The 24,591-nt window shown below is 60.9% G+C and carries 24 protein-coding genes; 14 read left to right on the top strand and 10 right to left on the bottom strand.

Going from position 1 to position 24,591, the window contains the following annotated elements:
- Positions 1–275 precede the first annotated feature (275 nt).
- Complete coding sequence (locus tag ORL50_RS16760; protein ID WP_008034365.1) at positions 276–872, bottom strand: superoxide dismutase; 597 nt, start codon at positions 870–872, stop codon at positions 276–278.
- Positions 873–1,049: 177 nt separating this feature from the next.
- Positions 1,050–1,652: a LysE/ArgO family amino acid transporter gene (locus ORL50_RS16755; RefSeq protein WP_266016545.1), complete on the bottom strand. Its 603-nt coding sequence runs from the start codon at positions 1,650–1,652 to the stop codon at positions 1,050–1,052.
- 97 nt (positions 1,653–1,749) lie between these two features.
- Here ORL50_RS16755 and ORL50_RS16750 point away from each other — a divergent pair, with 97 nt between their 5' ends.
- The 4 genes from ORL50_RS16750 to ORL50_RS16735 all read left to right on the top strand — a co-directional run bounded on the left by ORL50_RS16750 (position 1,750) and on the right by ORL50_RS16735 (position 5,655).
- The gene (locus tag ORL50_RS16750; RefSeq protein WP_266016544.1) at positions 1,750–2,643 is read left to right on the top strand and encodes a LysR family transcriptional regulator ArgP; all 894 of its coding nucleotides are present in this window, start codon (positions 1,750–1,752) and stop codon (positions 2,641–2,643) included.
- A 54-nt stretch (positions 2,644–2,697) separates the two neighbouring features.
- On the top strand, positions 2,698–3,705 hold the full coding sequence (locus tag ORL50_RS16745; RefSeq protein ID WP_266016543.1) for an NAD-dependent epimerase/dehydratase family protein: 1,008 nt from the start codon (positions 2,698–2,700) through the stop codon (positions 3,703–3,705).
- A 92-nt stretch (positions 3,706–3,797) separates the two neighbouring features.
- Positions 3,798–4,670 (top strand): ATPase, encoded by an 873-nt coding sequence (locus ORL50_RS16740; protein WP_266016542.1) that lies wholly within the window; start codon positions 3,798–3,800, stop codon positions 4,668–4,670.
- Between the two features lie 136 nt (positions 4,671–4,806).
- Positions 4,807–5,655 (top strand): cache domain-containing protein, encoded by an 849-nt coding sequence (locus ORL50_RS16735; protein WP_266016541.1) that lies wholly within the window; start codon positions 4,807–4,809, stop codon positions 5,653–5,655.
- Positions 5,656–5,697: 42 nt separating this feature from the next.
- On the opposite strand, the gene ORL50_RS16730 is transcribed toward ORL50_RS16735, so the two are convergent.
- Positions 5,698–7,215, bottom strand: a complete 1,518-nt coding sequence (locus ORL50_RS16730; RefSeq protein ID WP_266016540.1) for an MDR family MFS transporter — start codon at positions 7,213–7,215, stop codon at positions 5,698–5,700.
- Between the two features lie 79 nt (positions 7,216–7,294).
- Positions 7,295–8,488, bottom strand: a complete 1,194-nt coding sequence (gene pobA / locus ORL50_RS16725) for a 4-hydroxybenzoate 3-monooxygenase (protein ID WP_266016539.1) — start codon at positions 8,486–8,488, stop codon at positions 7,295–7,297.
- 180 nt (positions 8,489–8,668) lie between these two features.
- Here pobA and ORL50_RS16720 point away from each other — a divergent pair, with 180 nt between their 5' ends.
- Complete coding sequence (locus ORL50_RS16720) at positions 8,669–9,565, top strand: helix-turn-helix domain-containing protein (protein ID WP_266016538.1); 897 nt, start codon at positions 8,669–8,671, stop codon at positions 9,563–9,565.
- A 9-nt stretch (positions 9,566–9,574) separates the two neighbouring features.
- On the opposite strand, the gene ORL50_RS16715 is transcribed toward ORL50_RS16720, so the two are convergent.
- Together ORL50_RS16715 and ORL50_RS16710 are read right to left on the bottom strand one after the other, a co-directional pair.
- Positions 9,575–9,751, bottom strand: coding sequence for a hypothetical protein (locus ORL50_RS16715; protein WP_167362940.1), 177 nt, complete (start codon positions 9,749–9,751; stop codon positions 9,575–9,577).
- Between the two features lie 243 nt (positions 9,752–9,994).
- A complete protein-coding gene (locus tag ORL50_RS16710) occupies positions 9,995–10,900 on the bottom strand; it encodes a LysR family transcriptional regulator (RefSeq protein WP_266016535.1) in 906 nt (301 codons plus the stop codon).
- Between the two features lie 112 nt (positions 10,901–11,012).
- On the opposite strand from ORL50_RS16710, the gene ORL50_RS16705 reads away from it, so the two are divergent.
- Positions 11,013–11,891: an MBL fold metallo-hydrolase gene (locus ORL50_RS16705; RefSeq protein WP_266016534.1), complete on the top strand. Its 879-nt coding sequence runs from the start codon at positions 11,013–11,015 to the stop codon at positions 11,889–11,891.
- 17 nt (positions 11,892–11,908) lie between these two features.
- Here ORL50_RS16705 and ORL50_RS16700 read toward each other — a convergent pair whose 3' ends face one another.
- Positions 11,909–12,790 carry a LysR substrate-binding domain-containing protein gene (locus ORL50_RS16700; RefSeq protein WP_266016533.1) on the bottom strand — a complete coding sequence of 294 codons (882 nt, stop codon included), beginning with the start codon at positions 12,788–12,790 and terminating at the stop codon, positions 11,909–11,911.
- A gap of 159 nt (positions 12,791–12,949) precedes the next feature.
- Here ORL50_RS16700 and ORL50_RS16695 point away from each other — a divergent pair, with 159 nt between their 5' ends.
- The 6 genes from ORL50_RS16695 to ORL50_RS16670 all read left to right on the top strand — a co-directional run bounded on the left by ORL50_RS16695 (position 12,950) and on the right by ORL50_RS16670 (position 20,338).
- Positions 12,950–14,587 carry a 5-guanidino-2-oxopentanoate decarboxylase gene (locus ORL50_RS16695; RefSeq protein ID WP_266016532.1) on the top strand — a complete coding sequence of 546 codons (1,638 nt, stop codon included), beginning with the start codon at positions 12,950–12,952 and terminating at the stop codon, positions 14,585–14,587.
- Entirely contained in the window at positions 14,584–16,032 is a 1,449-nt protein-coding gene (locus tag ORL50_RS16690; protein ID WP_266016531.1) for an aldehyde dehydrogenase family protein, read from the top strand. The genes ORL50_RS16695 and ORL50_RS16690 overlap by 4 nt, the downstream gene beginning before the upstream one ends.
- 187 nt (positions 16,033–16,219) lie before the next feature.
- Positions 16,220–17,323 carry an ABC transporter substrate-binding protein gene (locus ORL50_RS16685; protein WP_266016530.1) on the top strand — a complete coding sequence of 368 codons (1,104 nt, stop codon included), beginning with the start codon at positions 16,220–16,222 and terminating at the stop codon, positions 17,321–17,323.
- A 192-nt stretch (positions 17,324–17,515) separates the two neighbouring features.
- The gene (locus tag ORL50_RS16680; RefSeq protein ID WP_266016528.1) at positions 17,516–18,424 is read left to right on the top strand and encodes an ABC transporter permease; all 909 of its coding nucleotides are present in this window, start codon (positions 17,516–17,518) and stop codon (positions 18,422–18,424) included.
- On the top strand, positions 18,421–19,269 hold the full coding sequence (locus ORL50_RS16675; RefSeq protein WP_266016527.1) for an ABC transporter permease: 849 nt from the start codon (positions 18,421–18,423) through the stop codon (positions 19,267–19,269). The genes ORL50_RS16680 and ORL50_RS16675 overlap by 4 nt, the downstream gene beginning before the upstream one ends.
- Before the next feature lie 13 nt (positions 19,270–19,282).
- Positions 19,283–20,338, top strand: a complete 1,056-nt coding sequence (locus tag ORL50_RS16670; RefSeq protein ID WP_266016526.1) for an ABC transporter ATP-binding protein — start codon at positions 19,283–19,285, stop codon at positions 20,336–20,338.
- A 125-nt stretch (positions 20,339–20,463) separates the two neighbouring features.
- On the opposite strand, the gene ORL50_RS16665 is transcribed toward ORL50_RS16670, so the two are convergent.
- Positions 20,464–21,393 (bottom strand): AraC family transcriptional regulator, encoded by a 930-nt coding sequence (locus ORL50_RS16665; protein WP_266016524.1) that lies wholly within the window; start codon positions 21,391–21,393, stop codon positions 20,464–20,466.
- A gap of 334 nt (positions 21,394–21,727) precedes the next feature.
- Between ORL50_RS16665 and ORL50_RS16660 the strand changes: the two genes are divergently transcribed.
- On the top strand, positions 21,728–22,081 hold the full coding sequence (locus ORL50_RS16660; RefSeq protein WP_266016523.1) for a putative quinol monooxygenase: 354 nt from the start codon (positions 21,728–21,730) through the stop codon (positions 22,079–22,081).
- A 41-nt stretch (positions 22,082–22,122) separates the two neighbouring features.
- On the top strand, positions 22,123–22,353 hold the full coding sequence (locus ORL50_RS16655) for a hypothetical protein (RefSeq protein WP_266016522.1): 231 nt from the start codon (positions 22,123–22,125) through the stop codon (positions 22,351–22,353).
- Here ORL50_RS16655 and ORL50_RS16650 read toward each other — a convergent pair whose 3' ends face one another.
- Together ORL50_RS16650 and ORL50_RS16645 are read right to left on the bottom strand one after the other, a co-directional pair.
- Positions 22,354–22,983: a flavin reductase family protein gene (locus ORL50_RS16650; protein ID WP_266016521.1), complete on the bottom strand. Its 630-nt coding sequence runs from the start codon at positions 22,981–22,983 to the stop codon at positions 22,354–22,356.
- Between the two features lie 238 nt (positions 22,984–23,221).
- Positions 23,222–24,541 carry an MFS transporter gene (locus ORL50_RS16645; RefSeq protein ID WP_266016520.1) on the bottom strand — a complete coding sequence of 440 codons (1,320 nt, stop codon included), beginning with the start codon at positions 24,539–24,541 and terminating at the stop codon, positions 23,222–23,224.
- Positions 24,542–24,591 lie beyond the last annotated feature (50 nt).

Raw genomic sequence — 24,591 nt, 5'->3', positions numbered from 1 at the left:
CTATTCCTTGTTCCGTGCGGGTAGCATCAAGTTGCCATGAGTATTGGCAATCGCGCGATGGCAGTCAAAGGGACATTCATCCGCGGGAGATTTTGCCTGCAGCTTGGCCAAAATGCAGTTGGCTGAAGTTTCCTGCTCATTCGTACTGTGTCGTCAGGTGGGCCCTTGAACTTGAGGGGAGTAGATAATTTTTCCTGCGGCTGATGTTAGCCCGGTCTTTCCCTCACCCATAAAAAAACCCGGCCGAAGCCGGGTTTTCTGAACTGGTGTCGATCTTAAGCGGTGAAGGTTTTGCCTTCGAACTGCTCAGCCACGAATTTCCAGTTGACCAGGTTCCAGAACGCTTCGACGTATTTCGGACGAACGTTGCGGTAGTCGATGTAGTAAGCGTGTTCCCAGACGTCGCAGGTCAGCAGCGGGGTATCGCCATTGGTCAGCGGGTTGCCGGCACCGATGGTGCTGGCCAGGGCCAGGGAACCGTCAGCTTTTTTCACCAGCCAGCCCCAACCGGAACCGAAGGTGCCGATGGAAGTCTTGCTGAACTCTTCCTTGAACTTGTCGAACGAACCGAACGAAGCGTTGATGGCTTCAGCCAGGGCGCCGGTTGGTTGACCGCCGGCGTTTGGCGCCAGGCAGTTCCAGTAGAAAGTGTGGTTCCAGACCTGAGCGGCGTTGTTGAAGATACCGCCCGAGGAAGACTTGACGATTTCTTCCAGGGTCTTGCCTTCGAACTCGGTGCCTGGCACCAGGTTGTTCAGGTTCACGACGTAGGTGTTGTGGTGCTTGTCGTGGTGGTATTCCAGTGTTTCCTTGGAAATGTGCGGCTGCAGGGCATCGTGTGCGTAAGGCAGCGGCGGCAATTCGAAAGCCATGATGATTCTCCTAATCAGGTCAGTTGCGGTGAGCGCAAGGCCGATCACGGGCGGCCAGACAAGCGCCGGGGAGTTTGTACTCTTTGCGGCGCATCGGACCGGATCATAGCACCGGGGGTGCGGCATAACCACGCAACAACTGTGTGGAATAGAGGTTCCAGAGCCTTTTGGAATAAATCAGGAGCTGGTGATGAGTTGCACCGCTACCGTGAACATCATCACCGCCACCAGCAGGTCGAGGATCCGCCAGGTACTCGGCCGGGCCAGCCACGGCGCCAGCCATGCGGCGCCCAGTGCCAGAGTGAAAAACCATAGCAATGACGCGCTCGCTGCGCCCACTACGTAGGCGCCCGGTTCGGTCTGCTGCGCGCCGAGCGAGCCGATCAGCAGGACGGTGTCCAGGTAGACATGCGGGTTGAGCAAGGTCACGGCCAACGCGCTGAGCATGACCGCCCGCAGCGAACGCACGGTCTGGCCCTCGGCCTGTTGCAGGCTCTGTTTCGAACACGCCCGGCGCAGCGCCAGGCTGCCATACCAGAGCAGGAACACCGCGCCGCCCCAGCGCGCTACCGCGAGCAAGGTCGGGTTGTGCGCCAATACCGTCGCCAGGCCAAACACTCCAGCGGCGACCAGCAATGCATCACACACCACGCACAATGCTGCGACCGGCAGGTGATGTTCACGCCGCAGGCTCTGGGCCAGCACAAACGCATTCTGAGTGCCGATCGCCATGATCAGCCCCGCGGCCACCAACAGGCCGTTTACATAGCTCTGCCACATTGAGAGTGATCCTTGTTAAAGAGTTCTTGCTGGCCATTCTCCCCGTGGAAGCTGTATAAGAAAAACCAATCATGCTGATCGCTCATTAGGAAAACTGATGTTCGACTATAAGTTGCTTTCCGCCCTGGCTGCCGTGGTCGAGCAGGCCGGTTTCGAACGCGCCGCGCAGGTACTGGGATTGTCGCAGTCGGCGATTTCCCAGCGCATCAAACTGCTGGAGGCGCGGGTTGGCCAGCCGGTACTGGTGCGGGTCACACCGCCCGCGCCGACCGAGATCGGCCGGCGCCTGTTGAACCATGTCCAGCAAGTGCGCCTGCTTGAGCGCGACTTGCAGAGCCTGGTGCCGGCGCTGGACGAGGAAGGCCTGCCGGAGCGCCTGCGCATCGCCCTGAACGCCGACAGCCTGGCCACCTGGTGGGCTGCCGCCGTCAGCGATTTCTGCGCCGAGCAACACCTGTTGCTGGACCTGGTGGTGGAAGACCAGACGGTAGGCCTCAAACGCATGCGCGCGGGCGAAGTGGCCGCGTGTATCTGCGCCAGCGAGCGACCGGTGGCGGGCGCTCGCAGCGTGTTACTGGGGGCGATGCGCTATCGCGCGCTGGCCAGCCCCGCGTTCATCAGCCGGCATTTTCCGCAAGGGGTACGCGCTGACCAGCTGGCGAAAACCCCGGCGCTGGTGTTCGGCCCGGACGATTTCCTCCAGCATCGCTACCTGGCTTCCCTGGGGGTCGATGGTGGTTTTGAACACCATTTGTGCCCATCCTCCGAAGGCTTTATCCGCCTGACCGAAGCCGGCCTGGGCTGGGGTCTGGTACCTGAACTGCAGGTGCGCGACCAATTGCAGCGCGGCGTGTTGGTCGAGCTCCTGGCAGATAAGCCCATCGACGTGCCGCTGTACTGGCATCATTGGCGCAATGGCGGACAGTTGCTGGGGTTGCTCACCGAACAACTGGTGCGTTCATCCAGGCAATGGCTGGTGCCGTTGGCCTGACGGGCAGCGTCAAGACTTACGCATTACGCAAAATGAAACACATCGGAGCACTACATGAAGATTCTGGTCACCGGCGCAAGCGGCTTCATTGGCGGGCGCTTTGCGCGTTTCGCCCTGGAGCAGGGCCTGGACGTGCGGGTCAACGGGCGCCGGGCCGAAAGCGTCGAGCACCTGGTGCGCCGTGGCGCCGAATTTATCCAGGGCGATCTTGGCGACCCGCTGCTGGCCCGCGACCTGTGCGTGGACGTCGATGCAGTGGTCCATTGCGCCGGCGCGGTGGGGTTGTGGGGGCGTTATCAGGACTTCCATCAGGGCAATGTCCAGGTCACCGAGAACGTCGTCGAAGCCTGCCTGAAGCAGCGGGTTCGGCGGCTGGTGCATCTGTCTTCGCCTTCCATCTATTTTGATGGCCGCGATCATCTTGGCCTGACCGAAGAGCAGGTGCCCAAGCGTTTCAAGCACCCCTACGCCGCGACCAAATACCTGGCTGAGCAAAAAGTGTTCGGCGCCCAGGAGTTCGGTCTCGAAACCCTGGCCCTGCGCCCACGATTTGTCACCGGTGCCGGCGACATGAGTATTTTCCCGCGGCTGCTGAAGATGCAACGCAAGGGGCGGCTGTCGATCATCGGCAACGGCTTGAACAAAGTCGATTTCACCAGCGTGCAAAATCTCAACGAAGCCTTGCTCAGCAGTTTGCTGGCCACCGGCTCGGCGTTGGGCAAGGCCTACAACATCAGCAACGGGACCCCGGTACCGCTGTGGGATGTGGTCAATTATGTGATGCGCAGGATGGAAGTTGCGCAGGTCACCCGCTACCGTTCCTATGGGCTGGGCTACAGCGTTGCGGCGTTGAACGAAGGCGTGTGCAAGCTCTGGCCGGGGCGCCCCGAGCCGACCTTGTCGCGCCTGGGCATGCAAGTGATGGCCAGGGATTTCACTTTGGACATCAGCCGCGCCCGGCATTACCTCGACTACGATCCGAAGGTCAGCCTGTGGACCGCGCTGGACGAGTTCTGCGGCTGGTGGAAGGCTCAGGACATGCACTCAGAGGGGCGTCACTGAACCGAGTTAGGGGTTCACGGTCAATCGATGCGGTTGTTGGGGGGTATACTGCGCCGCATCAAGCCATCACCGCGTTCACAAAGGTTGATTCAATGTCCATGCGTAACGATGCCAACGACGACTTCGACGATGTACCGAGCCTGCGCGCCGACAGCCTCGATGACGATGATTTTGTGCCCGCCGCGCGGCATTCCGTGCACGCACGCACGCCAGCGGTGGTCAAGGTCAAAGGCGCGAGCACCGGCCCTCTGTGGGCGCTGGTCGGCGCGTTGTTAATTGCCTTCGGCGGCCTTGCCTGGTGGAGCTTCCAGCAGATTTCGCTGATGGAACAGCAACTGGTGGCGACCCAGGAAAGCTTCGCGCGTATCAGCGAGGAAGCGGCAGGGCGCCTGCAGGATATTTCCGGCAAGGTGGTCGCCAGCCAGACCAACGTCTCCAGTGACAGCGAGGCGTTGAAGCTGCAGATCCGGCAGCTGGAAAGCAAGCTCCTGGATCAGGACAAACAGCAGCAAGGCGTGGTGGGGCAGACCACTGAACTGGACAAGCGCCTGGCGCAGATGACGGCGCAAACCGCCGAGCTGGATAAGCGCCTGGTGCAGGCGACCGCGCAAGCCACCGAACAACAGAGCGCCAATACGCAGCTGCAAGCCCAGGTCAAAACCCTGAGCAGTGAGCTCGCAGCGCTGAAAAGCGCCCCGGAGGACACCAGCAAGGTCGACGCCCAGCTCAAGAGCCTCGGCGCCGATATCGCGGCGTTGAAGAAACAGGGCAATCCAGGCGCGGCCATCGACCGTCTGGAGCAGGACATGATCGTGCTCAAGAGCCAGCAGGATAATCGTCCGCCAGCGAGCGCCAGTGGCAACACTGCCGAATTCGATGCGTTCCGCACCCAGGTCAGCCGCAACATCAACACCCTGCAGGCGCAGATCCAGAATCTGCAAAAGCAGCTCAACGCTCGCCCATAAAATTCCTGTAGCAGCTGCCGAAGGCTGCGTTCGGTAGTTGCTACAGGCATTTGGTCGAACGCAGCCTTCGGCAAATGCTCCAAACTTTTGAGCTCGTCTACGCTCCTTGAACACCAATAGGAATGAGGAAGGCGCAATGGGGGTTTGGCATAGGTTATTGATGCTGGGGGGGCTGCTGATCCTGGGGCTTGGCCAGGCACAGGCGGCCGGTACCGAAAAAGACGACAGCCAGGCCGCCAAGGCCTTGCTGGAAAAGGCTTTGGCCTACTACCACGAAAATGGCGACAAGGCGTTTGCCGCGTTCAGTCGCCAGGGTGAGTTTGTCGACAAGGACCGCTATGTATTCGTGGTCGACACCAAGAGCGTGATGCTCGCCAGCGGCGGGCCGTCCTCGGCATTGATCGGGCGGGATGTATCGGATGTGCTCGGGCCGGACTTGCAGAAAGCCTTCAAGGACGCGTTGAAAGTGCCCGAGGGCAATGGCATCCAGCAGGCTGAATACCGCTGGCAGAACTGGTCCGACGGCAAGGTCGAGCGCAAGCATGTGTTCTACCAACGGATTGGCCAGCGCATTTTGGCAGTGGGTTACTACTTGCCTCGCGCCTCAGCGGAGCAGGCAATGGCGTTGCTGAACAAGGCGGCGGGCGATTTGGCCAAGGATGAGAAGGGCACGTTGACCGCTATCAATTCCCTCAAGGGCGGATACCTGCAGGATGACCTTTACGTATTCGTGGTGGACCTGGACACCGGACGATACGTCGCCCATGGCACCAACCTGCGCTTGATCAACACTGACTTCAGCAAGATCAAGGATCCTGAAGGCAAGCCGGTGGGAGAGCCGATCCTGGCGTTGATTGCCAAACAGGATTATGGCGAATACGAGTATCGCTGGAAGAACCCGGTGACTGGCAAGGTCGAGGCCAAGCATGCTTACCTGAAAAAGGTCGGGCATTTCCTGGTGGCTGTGGGGTATTACAGCCCATAAGAGCAAAAGATCGCAGCGCCTGCCTGGGCTGCGATCTTTCGTTTAACGGACTTTGTCTTCCCGCCCGCGCAGCAACAGGTTCGGCATCGCAATCGCCGCCGCCAAGCCCAGCAACGACACCGCCGCGCTGACCATCAGCAAGTGCCGGAACGTCAGCAGCAACTCGGCGCGCAGGGCATTCTGCGCATCCCCGGGCGCTGCATTCAAACCGTCCAGCAGGACATTTCCCGAGCTGCCTTCGCCGATCAGGGCCGAGCCGCCCAAGTGAGCAAAGCTTGAGTCCTGCAACAGCGCCAGCAACAACGCCGACATCAATGCCACGCCCACCGCGCCACCCAGGGCGCGAAACAGATTGGTGGTGCTGGTGGCCACGCCGATGTCCCGTTGTTCCACCGAGTTCTGTGTTCCCACCAGCGAGGTCGGAAACTGCATGCCGCCAGCGATGCCGCTGAGCAGCATGAACAGGCTGCTCCAGACCATCGCCTGGGGCGGGCTGAAGGCCATGCCGAGAATCGAAATCGGCATCAGTATCGCGCCGGTCAGGATCATCGGCTTGTAGCGCCCGGTCACCGAAGTTCGACGTCCGGCAAAATAGGCGCCCATGGGTAGTCCCATGGCCAGCGGCAACAGGTGCAGGGCGGCACTGTCGGCGCCGGCCCCGGTGACGCTCTGGAAGCGCAGTGGCATCAGGACGATCAGCGAGATCGCCTGGAAACTGGTGAAGAAAATCGTGCACCAGCACAGCAGGGCATTGCGGTTGGCGAACAGATGCATTGGCAGCAACGGCTCCCGTGCCCGGCGTTCGTGCCAGACGAACAGCCCCAATACCACTAATGCACACGCGAGCAGTCCGCTGACTTCGACACTGGTCCAGGCATGTCCTTGGCCGACTTCAGTAATGCCCAGCAGCAAAGCCGTCAGGCCGATGATCATCAGCACGGTGCCGAAATAGTCGATCACCGGTTTGCGCTGCGGCACCGGCAGCCCGACCAGGGTGCGGTGGGCCACCACCAATGCACCCACTCCCAGCGGCAGATTGATCAGAAATACCCAGCGCCACGACAGGTATTCGGTCATGTAGCCACCCAGCACCGGCCCCGCGACGCTCGCCACCGCGTACATGCTGCTGAAATAACCCTGGTAGCGGCCGCGCTCGCGCGGCGGCACGATGTCGCCGATGATCGCCTGGCTGACCGAAATCATCCCGCCGGCGCCAATGCCTTGGAAAATCCGCGCGAGAACCAACTGCTCCATGCTCTGGGCCATGCCACAGAACAGCGAAGCCAGGGTAAACAGGCCCATGCCGAACAGCATCAATTTGCGCCGCCCGTACAGGTCGCCCAGCTTGCCGTAGATCGGCACTGCCACCGTCATGGCCACCATGTACCCGGAAATCACCCAGGCCAACAGGCTGACATCCTTGAACTGCGCGGAGATGGCCGGCATCGACACGGCAACGATGGTCTGGTCCAGCGCGCCAAGGAAGATCGCCAGCATCAGGGCAATCAGCACGCTGCGAATCGCCGGTTTTGGCGAGTCGGGCTGAGTGAGGTTGGTCACGGTAAAACCTGCGGGCAATTGAATGATCCGCAGGCCTCAAGGCGAGCGGGGATGCTCGCCAGTGTAAGTCGATAGCAGGCTATTCGATAGGCTCGTAGGGAAGGCCGACGTAATTCTCCGCGATGGTCTTGCGCCCGGCTTCGGAGTCGACGAAGTACGCCAACTCTGATTCGGCAATGCGTTGGCTGAACCCGTCGTGGTCGTCGAACCGGTGCAGCATCGAAGTCATCCACCAGGAAAAACGTTCGGCCTTCCAGACCCGACGCAGGCAAATTTGCGAATACTTCTCCAGCAGGTCGAGGCGGTCTTCGCGGTACACCTTGAGCAAAATCTCGAACAGTGTGCTGACGTCGCTGGCCGCCAGGTTCAGGCCCTTGGCGCCGGTAGGCGGGACGATATGCGCGGCGTCGCCGACCAGGAACATGCGCCCGTACTGCATCGGCTCGACGACAAAACTGCGCAGTGGCGCGATGCTTTTTTCAATGGACGGCCCGGTGATCAGCGTCTCGGCCAACTCCACTGGCAGACGGGATTTGAGTTCGTCCCAGAACCGCTGATCAGACCATTGCTCGACCTTCTCCCCGGCCGGAACCTGCAGGTAATAACGGGTGCGGGTCGGCGAACGCATGCTGCACAGGGCGAACCCGCGTTGATGGCGGGCGTAGACCAGTTCTTCATGCACCGGCGGCGTGTCGGCGAGGATGCCCAGCCAGCCGAACGGATAAACCCGTTCGAAGATCTTCAGGCTCTCGGCCGGTATCGACTGCCGCGCCACGCCATGAAAACCATCGCAGCCGGCGATGTAATCGCAGTCCAGGCGATAACTCTCGCCATCTTTCTCGAACGTGATGAAGGGTTCAGCGGTTTTCATACCGTGGGGGACGACGTTCTCGGCGCCGTAGAGGGTCGTGGCGCCAGCCATCTGACGAGCGGCCATCAGGTCGCGAGTGACTTCGGTCTGGCCGTAGATCATCACGGTTTTACCACCGGTGAGGGCGTGCAGGTCGATGTGCACCTGACGGCCGTCGAGCGACAGTTCAAAGCCGTGGTGGACCAGCCCTTCGGCATCCATGCGCTGTCCCGCGCCGGCCTTGCGCAGCAGCTCTACCATGCCTTGTTCAAGCACGCCGGCACGGATGCGTCCAAGGACGTAGTCCGGGGTCTGGCGTTCCAGGATAAGGGTGTCGATGCCAGCGTTATGCAGCAGCTGGCCGAGGAGCAATCCGGAAGGACCGGCGCCGATAATGGCGACTTGGGTTTTCAGCGTTTTCATTGTTTTTATGACTCGCAAGCTTCACTCGGCCAGGGCCGGTGAATGATTTTTATGGATCGAGTGCTTGCATTTTTCACTTGCGAGTCGGTCAATTGAAGGTGAAAACTGAGCCGATACCTGTACATTCTGCCAATCGGTGCGATTATCGCCCGCTACCATCTCCGAGGCCTGATTGAAGTTATGAACAAGCCTGCCCTGCCTTCCATTCCGGTGTTCAAGCTTTACGGAGAAAGCCTGGACTGGCCCACCCCGGACCTGTTGCATTGTGAAACCATATCCAAACGCAGCCGTGAGCATCAGTGGGAAATCAAACCCCATCGCCACGCTGATCTGTGCCAGCTGCTCTTCGTCTTCAAAGGTCAGGCAGAGCTTGAAATTGAAGGGCAGCGCACATTACTGAGCGAGCCGGCGATCCAGATCCTGCCGCCGTTATCCGTGCACGGCTTCCGTTTTTCCGAAGACGTTGAAGGGTTCGTGGTAACCCTGGCTGCGCCGTTGGTCGCGCACCTCCAGGCGCAGCTGGGCAGTTCGATGAATGCCCTGGGCCAAGCCGAAAGTTACCCGGCGGGCAAAGACAGTGATTACTTGAACAGCCTGTTTTCTGCTCTTCAGGAGGAATACACCGGGCATCAGCCGGCGCGGGAAATGCTCATGCATTCGCTGGTCAGCGTGATCATGGTGTGGGCCAGCCGCCAGGCGTTGCAGCGTCGGTCGGCCAGCCAGCGGCCGCAGCGGGCGCGCGAGTATCTCAACGGTTTCATCCAGCTGGTCGAAGAAACCTATCGCCAGCATGTCAAGGTTGAAGATCTGGCCCATCGCCTGGGCATTTCCGTTTCGCACCTCAACGGCACCTGCCGTGAGCTGGCGGGGCAACCGGCGTTGCAGATCATGCACGAGCGGCAGTTGCTCGAGGCCAAGCGCCTGCTGACTTACACCAGCATGACGATCTACGAGATGTCCGACGTCTTGGGATTTTCCGATCCGACCAATTTCACCCGACTGTTCAGGCGCCGTGTGGGCATTTCGCCCAAGGCGTTTCGCGACCGTCTGAAGGCCGATCAGGACAACGAAACCTGACGTCTTGCGTTAGCGCAGGGCGTTAAGGGTGGCGTTGTGGGGAATGCAGCGCTCGAAGTTGCAGCTCGCATAATCGCGGGGCAGTTGCCGCAGCTGTTCGACCCGCCAGGCCGCGGTGCCATAGAGCGCCAGCGTTGCCGCGCAGGTGATGAAAATGGCGAGGTATCTTCTTGTTTTGATGTTCATGGCGTTGACCTTTGAACGAATACCCGGGGGTACTGTTTTAAGCATAGGTCAGCGGTGGGGAGATGCCACTATGTCGCGGTATTCAAAACGCTGATAAACCGCCCCGGGATGCACTGACTCTGTAATGCGATCCCCTGTAGGAGTGAGCCTGCTCGCGATTACGGCGTGTCAGTCGACAACAAGGTTCATGTCAGATAGCAATCGCGAGCGGGCTCACTCCTACACGGTCTCCGATAGAGAGGGTCACAGGCCAACATCCCACTCCGGTTGATCCGGAAATCTCAGCACCAGAAAATCCAGCAGGCAGCGCAGCGTAGTCGGCATGTGCTTGCGCGAAGCGTAGACCGCGTAGATGTTCATCTGCCGGGGTTCGGCCTGGGGCAGCAGGCGGGTCAGCTCTCCACTGTGAATGTGCACGCCGGCCTGATAGCTCGGCAACATCGCCACCCCGGCACCGGCCAGGGTGGCGCGCAACAGGGTGCTCGCCTCGTTGGCGCTGATATTGCCCTGCACCGGCACGGACACGGGCTCGCCGTCCTGCTCGAAGTGCCAGAGGCTTTTGCCGAAGTATGAGTGCGTCAGGCAATTGTGCTGGCTCAAGTCCTCGACCCGCTGCGGTGCCGGGCAGTCGCGCAGATACGCCGGGGAGGCGCAGATGACCGAGCGACACACTGTCAGCCGCCGCGCGATCAGGTTCGGGTCCAGGTCATTGCTGGTACGTATGGCCAGGTCGATGCGTTCATCCACCAGGTTCACCGTACGGTCGAGCATCTGCAGGTCGATGTTGACCCCAGGGTAGCGCTTGACGAACGCGGCCATGGCGTCCGCCAGTTGCGCCTGGCCGAACGAAGTGCTGACGCTGATGCGCAACAAACCCCGCGGCGCCTCGTCCGGCTCATTCACCGCTGCCTGCATGTCGCTGGACAACTCGAGCATTTGCCGACAGCGCGGCAGGATCTCGCTGCCCGCAGCCGTCAGGCTCAATTTACGGGTGGTGCGATGCATCAACCGAGCGCCGACCCAGTCCTCCAGTTCCGCCAGGTAGCGTGAAACCACTGGCCGCGACAGGTCCAGGTGATCGGCCGCAGCCGACTGGCTGCCGAGGTCGACCACCGAGACAAACACGCGCATTGCTTGAAGACGATCCATGATTTGCCCGATTTTAGAAACAAACTATGTCCCAGCATCGCATTTTTTGTACCGGTGCATGCAACTAAGCTCCCTTGCATCGCCAATCTGGCAATCGACATCGGAGCAACACATGATCGGTCTCACCTCCCTCAAGCGCATCTTGCTGGCCGGCGTCACTCTAGGTCTTGCGGCCAACGCCCTGGCGGCCCCCCTCACGCTGGACGTTTACAACCCTGGTACCCAGGCTATTTTTCCGGTCAGTTCGGTACTGGTCAGCGGCGAAAAAGACGCGATTCTGGTGGATGCGCAATTCGGCAAATCCCAGGCCGAGCAATTGGTGCAGAAGATCCGTGCCAGTGGCAAGCAGCTGACCACGATCTACATCAGCCACGGTGATCCGGATTACTACTTCGGCCTCGACACCCTGACCGCCGCATTCCCGAAAGCCAAGGTCCTGGCCTCGCAGCCGACCGTTGAGCACATCAGGAAAACAGTCGACGGCAAACTGGCTTTCTGGGGGCCGAAAATGGGCGCAGATGTGCCGGCCAAAACCATCGTGCCCCAGGTGCTTGAAGGCGACAGCCTGATGCTTGAAGGGCAGAAACTTCAGGTGCTCGGCCTTGATGGCAAGCAGCCGGATCGCAGCTTCGTGTGGATTCCGTCGATCAAGGCGGTGGTGGGCGGCGTGGTCGTTGCGCAGAACATTCATGTGTGGATGGCCGACACCCAAACCGCGCAGTCCCATGCCGATTGGCTGGCTACGTTGCAGTCTATCGAGACGCTGAAACCGCAGACCATCGTGCCCGGCCATTACCTCGGCGAGAGCACCCGGTCACTGGCTGCCGTGCAGTTCACCGCCGACTACATCCGGGCATTCGACGAAGAAACCGCCAAGGCCAAGGACTCGGCGACATTGATCGCAGCGATGAAAAAACGCTACCCGAGCCTTGGCGAAGAAAGCTCGCTGGAGCTCAGTGCCAAGGTCGCCAAGGGTGAGATGCAGTGGTAAGCCAGCGAGCTCCGCTATTACCGTGATTGCGCCTGCTGCACCAACCATCCCAGCAACTCGCGCAGCTTCGGCGAGGGCTCGGGTTTCTCCGGTAACACCAGGTAATAGGCGAGTCCGGTTTTAACCTTGAGCGCGAAAGGCATCACCAGCCTGCCTGCGCTCAGGTCATCGCCAATCAATGACCAATCGCCAATCGCCACCCCAGTCCCCTGGGACGCCATCGACATGGCCAGGTCCAGGGTTTCGAAGTGCTGACCCTTGGCCACGTTGTTCAGGCGAATATCGGCGCTGGCCAGCCAGGCTTTCCAGTCGCGCTCGTCCTGGGTCGGGTGCAGCAGCAGATGCTGTTGCAGATCGTCCGGGGACCGCAGCGGCACCGGTCCTTCGAGCAGCGGCCTGGAACATACCGGCGTCAGCTGTTCATCGAACAGGTGGAAGGAGGCCAGTGCATTGTCCGGCGGCGCGCCGTACATCACTGCGGCATCAAACTGTTCGCGATGGAAATCCACTCCGTGTTTCACCGTGGTGGTCAACTCCACGGGTACATCCGGACGTTCCCTTTGCCACTGCAATAAGCGTGGCAGCAGCCAGCGCATGACGCAGGTCGGCGCTTTCAATTGCAGGGTCTCGCGCTTCTCGCCGATCTGCTCCACGGCCTCGTCGATCACGCGGAAAATCTGCTGCACCCGTGGCAGCCATTCGCGCCCCTCGGCCGTCAGTTCCAGGCCGCGAGCCTGGCGAATGAACAGCTCATAACCCAGGTGATCCTCCAGCCCGGCGATCTGCCGGCTCACCGCGCCCTGGGTGATGTGCAGCTGTTCGGCGGCACGGGTGAAGTTGCAGCACTGCGCGGTAATCAGAAAAGTGTGCAGCGCCGGCAGGGGAGGCAATCGTTTCATTGAGATCCAAGGTATGACGTAAGGACATGGCTAGTATGACTTTTTATCCATTGTTCAGGCCACGTGTCGACCGTTCCAATGAGGCCATCCCTGGACCTGCCCACGCATCATAAACACTGCGCAGGTCCGGCGTCTCAAACGAACAAGAAGGGCAATGACATGGCGACGTGCGGCGAAGTATTGGTCAAGTTACTCGAAGGTTACGGGGTCGAGCAGGTGTTCGGCATTCCCGGCGTACACACCGTGGAGCTGTATCGCGGGCTGGCCCGTTCGAGCATCAACCATGTCACGCCACGTCACGAGCAGGGCGCCGGCTTCATGGCTGACGGCTATGCGCGCACCAGCGGCAAGCCCGGTGTGTGCTTCATCATCACCGGCCCCGGCATGACCAACATCACCACCGCCATGGGCCAGGCCTACGCCGATTCGATCCCGATGCTGGTGATCTCCAGCGTGCAATCGCGCAGCCAGTTGGGCGGTGGCCGGGGCAAGCTCCACGAGCTGCCGAACCAGGGCGCATTGGTCGGCGGCGTCGCTGCGTTCTCGCATACGCTGATGTCGGCGGCCGAGCTGCCGGGCGTGTTGGCCCGTGCATTCGCGCTGTTCCAGGCAGGCCGTCCGCGCCCGGTGCATATCGAAATTCCACTGGATGTGCTGGTCGAAGACGCGGATAAGCTGCTCGCCAGCCTGCCGGTCAATATCGATCGTGCGGGTGCTTCGCCGAGTGCGATCAGTCGCATGACCGCGCTGCTGGCCGGTGCCAAACGGCCATTGATTCTCGCCGGTGGCGGAGCTATCGATGCGGCTGCGGAACTGACCCAATTGGCCGAGTTGCTCGACGCCCCAGTGGCCCTGACCATCAATGCCAAGGGCATGCTTGAGTCCGCGCATCCGCTGCTGATCGGCTCGACCCAGAGCCTGGTAGCCACGCGGGCCCTGGTCGCCGAGGCCGACGTGGTACTGGCCATCGGCACCGAACTGGCCGAGACCGACTACGACGTGACCTTTGCCGGTGGTTTCGAGATTCCCGGTGCGCTGCTGCGGGTCGACATCGATCCGGATCAGACCGTACGCAACTACCCGCCACAGGTCGCGCTGGTGTCGGATGCGCGCATCGCCGCGCAGGCGCTGTTGAGCGCGCTGTCCCACAAGTCCCTGGCCGAGCGCCGCAACGATTGGGGCCAGGTACGTGCCGCGCGTCTGCGCGATGAACTGGCAGCGACCTGGGATGCGCCAACTTTGGCGCAGACACGCTTCCTGGAAACCGTCCTGCACGAACTGCCGAATGCGGTATTTGTCGGCGACTCGACCCAGCCGGTGTACACCGGCAACCTGACGTTCAACCCGGAGCGCCCGCGCCGCTGGTTCAATTCTTCCACCGGCTACGGCACCCTCGGCTACGCCTTGCCGGCAGCCATTGGCGCCTGGCTCGGTGGCAGCATCGAAGGCGGCGCGCGCCCGGCGGTGGTGTGCCTGATCGGTGACGGCGGCCTGCAATTCACCTTGCCGGAACTGGCCAGCGCCGTGGAGGCACGCACTCCGGTGATCGTGCTGCTGTGGAACAACCAGGGCTACGAAGAGATCAAGAAATACATGGTCAACCGCGCCATCGAACCGGTGGGCGTGGACATCTATACCCCGGACTTCATCGGCGTCGCCAAGGCCCTTGGCTGTGCCGCCGAAGCGGTGAATGGCGTCGAGCAACTGCGCACGGCGCTGCGAGTCGCGGCTGACAGGCAGGGCCCGACCCTGATTGAAATCGATCAGGCGCAATGGATGCAGGCGGTGTCGAAATGAACCTGCCGACAACGTTGCACGGTCTGTTTATCGACGGCCAATGGTCTGCCGGTCCCGAGCATCTGCGGGTGATCAATCCTTCGACCGAGGCTCTGCTGACCACGGTCAACGGTGGCGACGCAGGTGCTGTCGAGCAAGCCGTTACGGCTGCCGCCGCGGCCTTCGAGAGCTGGTCGCAGACCAGCGGCGCCGAGCGGGGTGCGATCCTGCGCAACATCGCCAAAGGCGTGCAGGCCAGTCGTGACCGGTTGATGCATTTGCAGTCGAGCAACAACGGCAAGCCGCTGTTCGAAGCGGCTATCGATGTCGATGACGTCATCGCCACATTCGAATACTACGCCGGTCTGGCCGAAGGCCTGGACGCGAAACAGGACAGCCCGGTCGAGCTGCCCACTGACGATTTCCGCGCTCGGGTACGCCGGGAACCTTGCGGTGTGGTCGGGCTGATCGTGCCGTGGAATTTCCCGATGGTGACCACCGCCTGGAAGCTGGCACCCGCCCTGGCTGCCGGTTGCTGCGTGGTACTCAAACCGTCCGAAGTAACGCCACTGCCAGAGCTGGAGCTGGCGGCGATCATTGCCCGTTCGGGTCTGCCCCGAGGGGTCTTCAACCTGGTCTGCGGCACAGGCCTGGCCGTGGGCGCACCGCTGTCGGCGGACCCGCGCATTGCCAAGATCTCCTTCACCGGCAGCAACGCGGTCGGCGTGCAGGTGATGCAGCGCGCGGCGGAAACCGTCAAGGGCGTGAGCCTGGAACTGGGCGGTAAATCCTCGTTGCTGGTGCTGGCGGATGCCGATCTTGAGCTCGCGGTGGAAGTGGCCTGTGGCGGCGGATTCTTCAATGCCGGGCAAATGTGTTCCGCTACCAGTCGAGTGCTGGTGGCCGATGAACTCGCGGATGAATTTATCTTGCGCCTGAAGGCTCGCGCCGAAGCGATTCGTGTGGCCGACCCCTTCGATCCGAGCGTGGAAATGGGTGCCCTGGTGAATCAGGCGCAATACCAGCGAGTGCTCGGCCACATCGATCGCGGCTTGAGCGCCGGGGCGAAGCTGATCTGCGGCGGCAATCGTCCGGCAGACCTGCCTCGGGGCTATTTTTTGCAGCCGACGATCTTCACCGAAGTCCCCCTCGACAGTGCGCTGTGGTGTGAAGAAATTTTCGGCCCGGTGCTTTGCGTGCGCCGTTTCGCCAGCGAAGCCGAGGCGATTGCCCTGGCCAACGACAGTCAGTTCGGCCTGGTCGCCAGTGTGGTGACCGGCAATGCCGAAACCGCAGACAGGGTCGCCAATGCACTGCAGGCGGGCCTTGTGTGGATCAACGCGCCCCAGGTGATTTTCCCGCAGACGGCCTGGGGTGGGTACAAGCAGAGCAGCCTGGGTCGCGAGTTGGGGCCGTGGGGGTTGCAGGCATTCCAGGAAATCAAACATGTGATTCGAGCGGTCTGATGCTCCTTCAGACCCATGCACAACCGTCATGGCTTCAATGATTTTTTATCGATAGTCAGAGGTATCGGACGACCTCAGGATAAGCGCTCGGCTCAGCTCAACGCCTTTGAAAGCAGGGCGTCAAGCTGGGCAAAGCGCAGTGCAATGGTTGCGACCAACCCTACAAAAAAAACAATGGGAGTCCTTCATGGGCGAGCACGATCTGAACAGACGTCAATTCATCAAAACCGTGGGCGTGGCGTCAGTAGCCGCAGCGGCCATGAGCATGCCCTTCATCAGGGCCAACGCCAGTGATACACGTTTCCAGGGCAAGACCCTGCGCCTGCTGACCTGGTCGGATGACACCGGTCTTGCCGCGTTGCGCAACATCGCGGCAACCTTCGAGGACAAGTACGGCGTCAAGGTCATCGCTGACCGCACCGGCAGCACCTCGGAAATGGTCGCCAAACTCAAGGCCGGCGGTGATCGTCCGCAGTACGACATCATCACCCTGGCTGGTGTTGGCGCAGAGGGCCTGGCTGCCGCCGACCTGCTGGAAAAACCCGACCTCAACCGCATTCCGAACCTGGTCGACGTACCGGAAAAATACCGCACCGGTGCCAATGGCCACGGCATCGGCTACCTGCTCTGGTGCAACAGCCTGGTCTACAGCACCCGCACCATCAAGGAAGCACCGGACAGCTACGCCGCCCTGTGGGACGCCGACCTTTCGCCGAACATCTTCCTGCCACCGCCGAACTGGACCGAGGCCATGGACCTGATCATCATCGCCGCCAAACTGGCCGGTGGTGACGAGCACAACATCGAACCCGGCTTCAAGAAGCTCGCCGAACTCAAGGACCGCGTGGTGACCCTGGGCGAGAACCCGAACCAGATCGCCGAGCTGTTCCGTACCGGCTCGCTGGACATGGGCGGCTTGTACGCACCGGCGTTTTTCCCCAAGCAGATCCGCGATCCGGCCTATGGCCTCGGCGCTACCTTCGGCATGAAGGAAGGCTTCTACACCGACTTGATGCTCTCGGTCATGCCAAAAAATCGCCCCGGCGACACCGACCTGGCCTACGCCTTTATCAACCACTCCCTGGACCCGCTGGTGCAGGGCAAGATGGCCGAGGACATCTACAACGGCCCGGTCAACGCCAAGGCGATCATCTCCGCCGAGGCGCGCAAGAGCCCGTACATCCTCACGCCGGAGCAAATCGCCGAGAAGGCGATCATGCACGACAACGCCTTCCTGGCCTCCGTGCATGACCAATGGATTCGTCGCTACACGGAAATCTTTTCTTCCTGATCGCAGGCGAGCACCCACTCTGAAAACACCTCTGATCCCCTGTGGGAGCGGGCTTGCTCGCGAATACGGCGGCACATTCAACACCAATGTGACTGACAAACCGCTTTCGCGAGCAAGCCCGCTCCCACAGTGGGCCGGGGTGATCCAAGTCTGGTGTTTACCAGCTGCTTTCCATTGACGAGACCCCTAGCCATGGAACACCAACCTCTGACCCACCCGGGCAACATCGCCACATCACCACCCAAGCGTGGCGTTTCGCCGACCGCCCGTGCCTGGCTTTTTCTCACTCCATCGATGCTCTTCCTTGGCGTGCTGATCGCTGCCAGCCTGCTGGTGCTGCGCATGAGCGTGGGCACCAAAGGCGCCGAATGGACCGGCTTCAGCTTGGCCAGTTACGCGCAGTTGCTGGAACCCTACTACCTCAAATCCCTGTTGCTGACCCTGCGCCTGGCGCTGATTAGCGCGCTGATCGCCGTGGTGCTGGCGATCCCGGTGGCCTACACCATGTCGCGCCTGACCTCACCCTTCGTACGACGGATTTTTCTTGCCGCGGTGTTGCTGCCGCTGCTGGTCAACCTGCTGCTGCAAAGCTATGGCTGGCTGGTGATCCTCGGGCCAGGTGGAATGCTCAATCAGGCGCTGATGGGCCTGGGCTTGATCAAGCGGCCGATCATGCTGCTGTACAACCAGAACGGCGTATTGATGGGCCTGGTGCAAACCGCTTTCCCCTTGGCCGTATTGCCGATTGCCAGTGCCATGCGCGGAGTCGCGCGCACCTACGAGGAAGCGGCGGCGACACTTGGCGCCAGTCGCCTGCAGGTGTTTCGCCAGGTGGTGTTGCCGATGAGCCTGCCGGGAATCATCACGGGGGCGACGCTGGTGTTTGCCTACAACGCCAGCAGCTTCGTGGTGCCGCTGCTCCTGGGTGGCCGACGGGTGCCCATGCTGGCAGTGATGGTCCATGACCAGATCGCCCCGCTGATGAACTGGCCTGCCGCTTCCGCCGCCGGGGTGGTGTTGATTGTCACCACGCTGGCGATCATGACCCTGTCGGAATATTTCACTGGCCGTCGTCGGCGCAGAATGGAGGCTTCGCAATGAGCACCCTGAGCAAAAAGCGTCATACGTTGCTGCCGGGCGATACTGGCAAGTTTGCCGGCGTGTTGTCGGGCTTCATTCTGCTGCTGGCGGTGTTGCCGATCCTGACCATGATCGTCATGTCGTTCAGCGGCGCCTCGAACCTCGACTTCCCGCCCAGCAGCTACAGCCTGCAGTGGTACAAGGCGGCCTGGAACACCTTTGTCTCGCCGGATTCCAGTGACGTCCTGAGCTTGGGCAAAGCCATGACCACCAGTCTGATGGTGGCCTGCCTGACCATGGTCTTCGCCACCGTCATTGCGGTGCCGGCGGCCTATGCGCTGACCCGCTGCGAGTTCCGCGGCAAGGCCGTGGCGCTGCAACTGATGTCGTTGCCGCTGGTGTTTCCCATGGTGGTGCTGGGCCTGGCATTGCTGCTGGTGTTCGACAGCCTGCCGTTCCAGATGACCACCTCGCGGCTGGTGATTGCCCACGTGATCCTGGCGTTGCCGTTCGTGGTGAAGAACTGCACGGCGGCAATGCTTTCCATCGGCAGTGAGGTCGAAGAGGCTGCGCAGATGCTCGGCGCATCGCCTACCCGGGCGATTGTCGACGTGGTGGTGCCGCTGATGAAGTCGGGAATTCTGGCGGGCATGCTGCTGGCGTTTATCGTCTCGTTCAACGAGTTCACCGTGACCTATTTCCTCTACACCATCGACGTCATGACCGTGCCGATCTGGATGTACAGCCGCACTGTGTCATCGCTCGACCCGACCGTTTTCTCCTTTGCCGTACTCATCGTGCTGATCGACTTCGTCCTGATCTGGGCGTTGGAGAAGCTGGTGGGCGAGGGCGGCGTTTCCTTTTGATTTGAGGTGCACTATGACTGGTCTGATTCTGGAAAACGTCGAGAAACATTACGGCTCGGCCTGCGCGGTGCAGGATGTGAACCTGCATTTGCCCGAGGGCAAACTGGTGTGTTTTCTCGGCCCCTCGGGCTGCGGCAAAACCACTCTGCTGCGTATGATTGCGGGGCTCGAAACCCTCACGGGCGGCGAGATCCGCCTGGACGGTGAGGACATCGGCCACACCCCGGCGCATCAACGCAACTTTGGCATGGTGTTTCAATCCCTGGCGCTGTTCCCGCACATGACCGTCGGGGAAAACATCGCTTACCCGCTGAAACTGCGCGGGGTCAGCAAGGCTGATCAGCAGGCGCGGGTGGTGGAGTTGCTGCAGTTGATCCAGTTGCAGGAAATGCTTGATCGTCCGGTGTCCAAGTTGTCGGGTGGTCAACGCCAGCGAGTGGCGATCGCCCGGGCCATTGCCTCGCACCCGAAAATCCTTCTGCTCGATGAACCGCTATCGGCGCTGGACGCAAAGCTGCGCGAGTCTATGCAGGTGGAAATCCGCCAACTGCAACAGCGCCTGAACATCACCACCATTATGGTCACCCACGACCAGCGTGAAGCCATGACCATGGCCGATATCGTGGTCGTACTGGGCGAACATCGGGTGCAGCAAGTGGGTACGCCGATCGAGATTTACCGGCACCCGGCCAACGAGTTTGTCGCGGACTTCATCGGCTCGGGCAACATCTTTGCGGCTACGGCGCTGGGCAACGGCAAGGTGGGTTTGCCCGGTGGTGATGCGCTGCAAGTGCCGATCTGCAGCAGCGTAGTGGCAGGCGCGAAAGTGAAGATGCTGATTCGTCCCGAGGACCTGCAGCTGTCGCAGCCCCAGGCCACGGCGGGGAATCGCTTGCTGGGCAAGGTGACGTTCGTGCGCGATATCGGCGCGACGATAGAAACCACCGTGGAGTGTTCGGGTGTGTCGTTTACTGCCTTGAGTACGCCGTGCCAGGGGTTTGGCTTGAGCATTGGCAATCCGGTGTCGGTGACGTTGCCAGCCGAGGCTTGTCGGGTACTCGGCGCCTGATCTGCTGGCCCCTTCGCGAGCAAGCCCGCTCCCACAGTTGGACCGTGTTCTCATGGAGAAACTCGGTCCAACTGTGGGAGCGGGCTTGCTCGCGAAGGCGCCGGTATTGACAACAAAAATCCCGACTAAACCGTCAACCGCAACCGCGCCAAATCCCGCAACGGCGGCGCCCCAAACAACCGGCTGTACTCGCGGCTGAACTGCGACGGGCTTTCATACCCCACCCGATACCCAGCCGCTGACGCTTCCAGCCCCTCAGCCAACATCAATCGCCGCGCCTCCTGCAAGCGCAGCTGCTTCTGATACTGCAACGGACTCATCGCCGTCATCGCCTTGAACCGGTGATGCAGGGTCGACACGCTCAAATTAACTTCCTTGGCCAGGTCGTCGATACGCAGCGGTTGCTCATAGTTGCCGTTGAGCCATTTGATCGCCTGGCTGATGCGGTGGCTCTGGCTGTTGGCAATGGCAATTTCATACAGCCGATGGCCCTGCGGGCTGCGCAACAGGCGATAGAGGATCTCGCGGCGGATCAGCGGCGCCAGCATGCCGATGTCCTTGGGTGAATTGAGCAGGCGGGCCAGACGCAGCACCGCGTCGAGCATCGCGGTGTCGATTTGCTCGACGTACAGGCCACGCCCCGTGGGGCGGCTCGGTACGCCAAGGGGGCCGGCATCGGCGATCAGCGCGGTAATTTCCGTCGGGTCGATGTCCAGGCGCACGGCCAGGATCGGTTCTTCGGCCGTGACATTCACCACCCGTCCACTCAGCGGCATAGAGACCGATACCACCAGGTAATTCAGTGGGTCGTAATTGAAAAACTCATCGGCCAGCCGCACCTCTTTTCGCCCTTGGGCCATGATGCACAGCGCCGGTTGCGCGAGTACCGGGGCAAAATCGTGGGACTTGCTATGCCGCGACATGAACAGCGAGTCGACGGCCGTGGCGTAGGTGCCATCGTCAAGGGTATTGCGGCGAATAATTGCGGCCAGTTCCGCCCGCTGCTTTTCCATGTCGGCATCCAGCGGGGCTTCAAAGTGATCGAGCGACGACATGCACGACATCCTCGGCGAAGTGATGGGATGAGCAGAGCTTAAATTTGTGCAAGGAACGGCGGTAGACACATCCTGCCAAATGCTTGCCTGATTCTGCACAGACCTCACGGGTTGCACAGTGGTAGCCGGCGCCCGCCCGGCAAACTTGCTTGAAAGTAGTATTTCAGTGGTGTGACAGGTTTTACAGTTTGGTACAGCTTTCCGGTGAAGCTTCGCAGGATTGTGCAACAAGCCGGCAGGAATCGACTAACCGCGTAGTTCCGGGCGCGCTTAACCTTTGATCCTGTCGCAGCCCGTCCCACGGCTGCCACTCGAGTACCTGGGAGGGTTGAACATGTCTACGCAAATCCCCGTCAGCCACATGGCCTTTGTCCGTGCTCGCGCCGGGCGTTCGGTGGAACTGGGTGCGCGCCTCAGCGCCCTGATTGAACCGTCGCGCAGTGCACCGGGCTGCCTGAGCTTTGCCTTGCAGCATTCACAATGCGATCCGGAGTTGTGGCTGGTGTCCGGTTTCTGGCTGGATCAGCAGGCGATGACGGCCTACTTCAGCACGCCGGCCATGCAGATTTTTGCCGAATTGGTAGAGGACCTGGTGGTCAACAGCCTGGATTTCCATACCTTCAAGGAAGTATCTGCCGCCCAGGCAATCGGTCAGACCCGCTCCTGGGTACACAAAATGGCGGGTTGAGGGTTTAATGACGGCATTCTCAATCAGCCAGGATGCCCGACATGGCACGTAAAGCCTTTGAAACCTTCGAAGCCGTATCGGCCGTCGTCCCCCGCGAGGGCGGTTACTACGCGGCGATTGCCACCAAAGCCATCGGTGGCTCCGGCGCACCACGCTTCAACAAGCTGCTGGAAGACCAGACTTTCAAGACCGCCAAGGAAGCAGACGAGGCTGCCGCCATGCAACTGACCCATCTCAAGGACGTCGGCGCTGACGGCGAGCTGATCTGGTAGCTACCTGACCGCGCCCGGGCGGAACATCTTGAAGAGTGCCTCCGGCCCCAGCTGAAAATAATCTGCTGGCCCGCCGCCGCGCAGAATCGGTTCGGCGGCGGCGGTGTCGTACACCCCATCCTTCAACAGCCATTTGGCGATGTGCACGGCCACCACTTCGCCGAGAATCAGCCAGCTGGGTACTACATTGCCGTCCGCCCGTTGCAGCTGGATGATCTGCGTGACCTTGCATTCGAAGGACACCGGACTTTCGGCGACTCGCGGTACCTGGATGATTTTCGAGGCGGCCGGCGTCAACCCGGACAGCTCGAACTCATCGATCTCAGGCCCGACCATCGCGCAGCTCTGATTCATTTGTTCGGCCAGCGGGCGGGTTGCCAGGTTCCAGGCGAACTCGCCGGTCTGCTCGATATTGTTGAGGCTGTCTTTGCGCCCGACGCTGGAGAACCCGATGATCGGCGGAATGTAGTTGAAGGCATTGAAAAAACTGTAGGGCGCCAGGTTCAGGCGGCCATTGGCATCCTGAGACGAAATCCAGCCGATGGGTCGCGGTCCGACGATGGCGTTGAAGGGATCGTGCGGCAGGCCGTGGCCGTTGGCGGGTTCGTAGAAATGGATGTCGTCGGGCATTGGTTAATTCCTGGAGGCTTCATTCGGGATTACTCAATATTGCAAGGTTGACCACTTAATTTCCAGCGACGCGATCCAATGTGGGAGCGGGCTTGCTCGCGAAAGCGGTGGGTCAGCAGATGCAGATGTTGAATGATGATCCGCTTTCGCGAGCAAGCCCGCTCCCACAGGTTTTGTGCCTGCAAATTGAAAAGGGGCAGGCCCGCGAAGGTCTGCCCCTTTTTTTACACCGGCGGATTTAGTCCGTGGTGATCCGCGAATGCGTGCGGGTGTCTTTCATGGTGATGTACACCAGCAACGACACCGCGATACACGCAGTCACATACCAGTAGTAACCGGTTTCCATGCCAGCGCTCTTGAACCACAGCGCAATGTATTCAGCGGTGCCGCCGAAGATCGACACGGTCAGCGCATAAGGCAAGCCAACACCCAGGGCGCGGATTTCAGTGGGGAACAGTTCGGCTTTCACCACTGCGTTGATCGAGGTGTAGCCGCTGACGATGACCAGCGCGGCCATGATCAGGAAGAACGCACCCCACCAGGTGGTGACGGTATGCAGGGTGGTCAGGATCGGTACGGTGAACAGCGTACCGAGGATGCCGAAGGCGATGAGGATCGGCCGGCGCCCGATTTTATCCGATAGCCCGCCTACCAGCGGTTGCAGGCACATGAACAGGAACAGTGTGGCGGCAGAAATGGTGGTGGAGTCGGAGATGCTCATGCCCACCGTGTTCACCAGGTACTTCTGCATGTAGGTGGTGTAGGTGTAGAACGCCAGGGTACCGCCCATGGTCAGGCCGACCACGGTCATCAGTTCCTTCGGATGGCGCATCAAGGTGCGCATGGCGCTTTCCTTGGCCTTTTCTTTCTTGGTGAACGACTCGGTTTCTTCCATGCCGCGACGCAGGTAGAGCGCAACGACCGCACACAATGCGCCGATGGCGAACGGGATGCGCCAGCCCCAGGCGTACAGTTCCTCGGTGGTGAGCAAGTTCTGCAGGACGATCAGTACGCCCAGCGCGATGAGCTGGCCGGAGATCAGGGTCACGTACTGGAAGCTGGAGAAGAACCCGCGACGTTCCTTGGTCGCCATCTCGCTGAGGTAAGTGGCCGAGGTGCCGTACTCGCCGCCGACCGACAGGCCTTGCAGCAAACGGGCGAAAATCAGCAGGATCGGGGCGCCGATGCCGATGGTTTCATAACCAGGGCTCAGGGCAATGACCAGCGAACCGAAGCACATCAGGTAGACCGACGCCATCAACGCCTTCTTGCGGCCAACTTTGTCGGCGTACAGGCCCATCAGCCAGCCCCCGATCGGACGCATGAGGAAGCCTACGGCGAAGATCGCCGCGGTGTTGAGCAGCTGTGCGGTGGTGTCGCCTTTTGGGAAAAAGGCTTTGGCGAAGTACAGCGAGAATGCGGCGTAGACGTACCAGTCGTACCACTCGACCATGTTGCCGACCGAACCACTGAAGATCGATTTGATGCGGCTGGAGGTGGTTCTAGGCTTGGCCGTCACGGCAGCCGATCCTGCGGGCAGGGTGTTGGAGTTATCCATTGAAGGATCCTTAATCTAATTGTTTTGTTGGAGCGCATTGAAACGCAGCC

The organism is Pseudomonas sp. RIT-562 (assembly GCF_026241895.1).
GTDB lineage: Bacteria > Pseudomonadota > Gammaproteobacteria > Pseudomonadales > Pseudomonadaceae > Aquipseudomonas > Aquipseudomonas mandelii_F.
The sequence above is the reverse complement of the archived record's forward strand: the minus strand, read 5'-3'. Positions and strand labels throughout refer to the sequence as shown.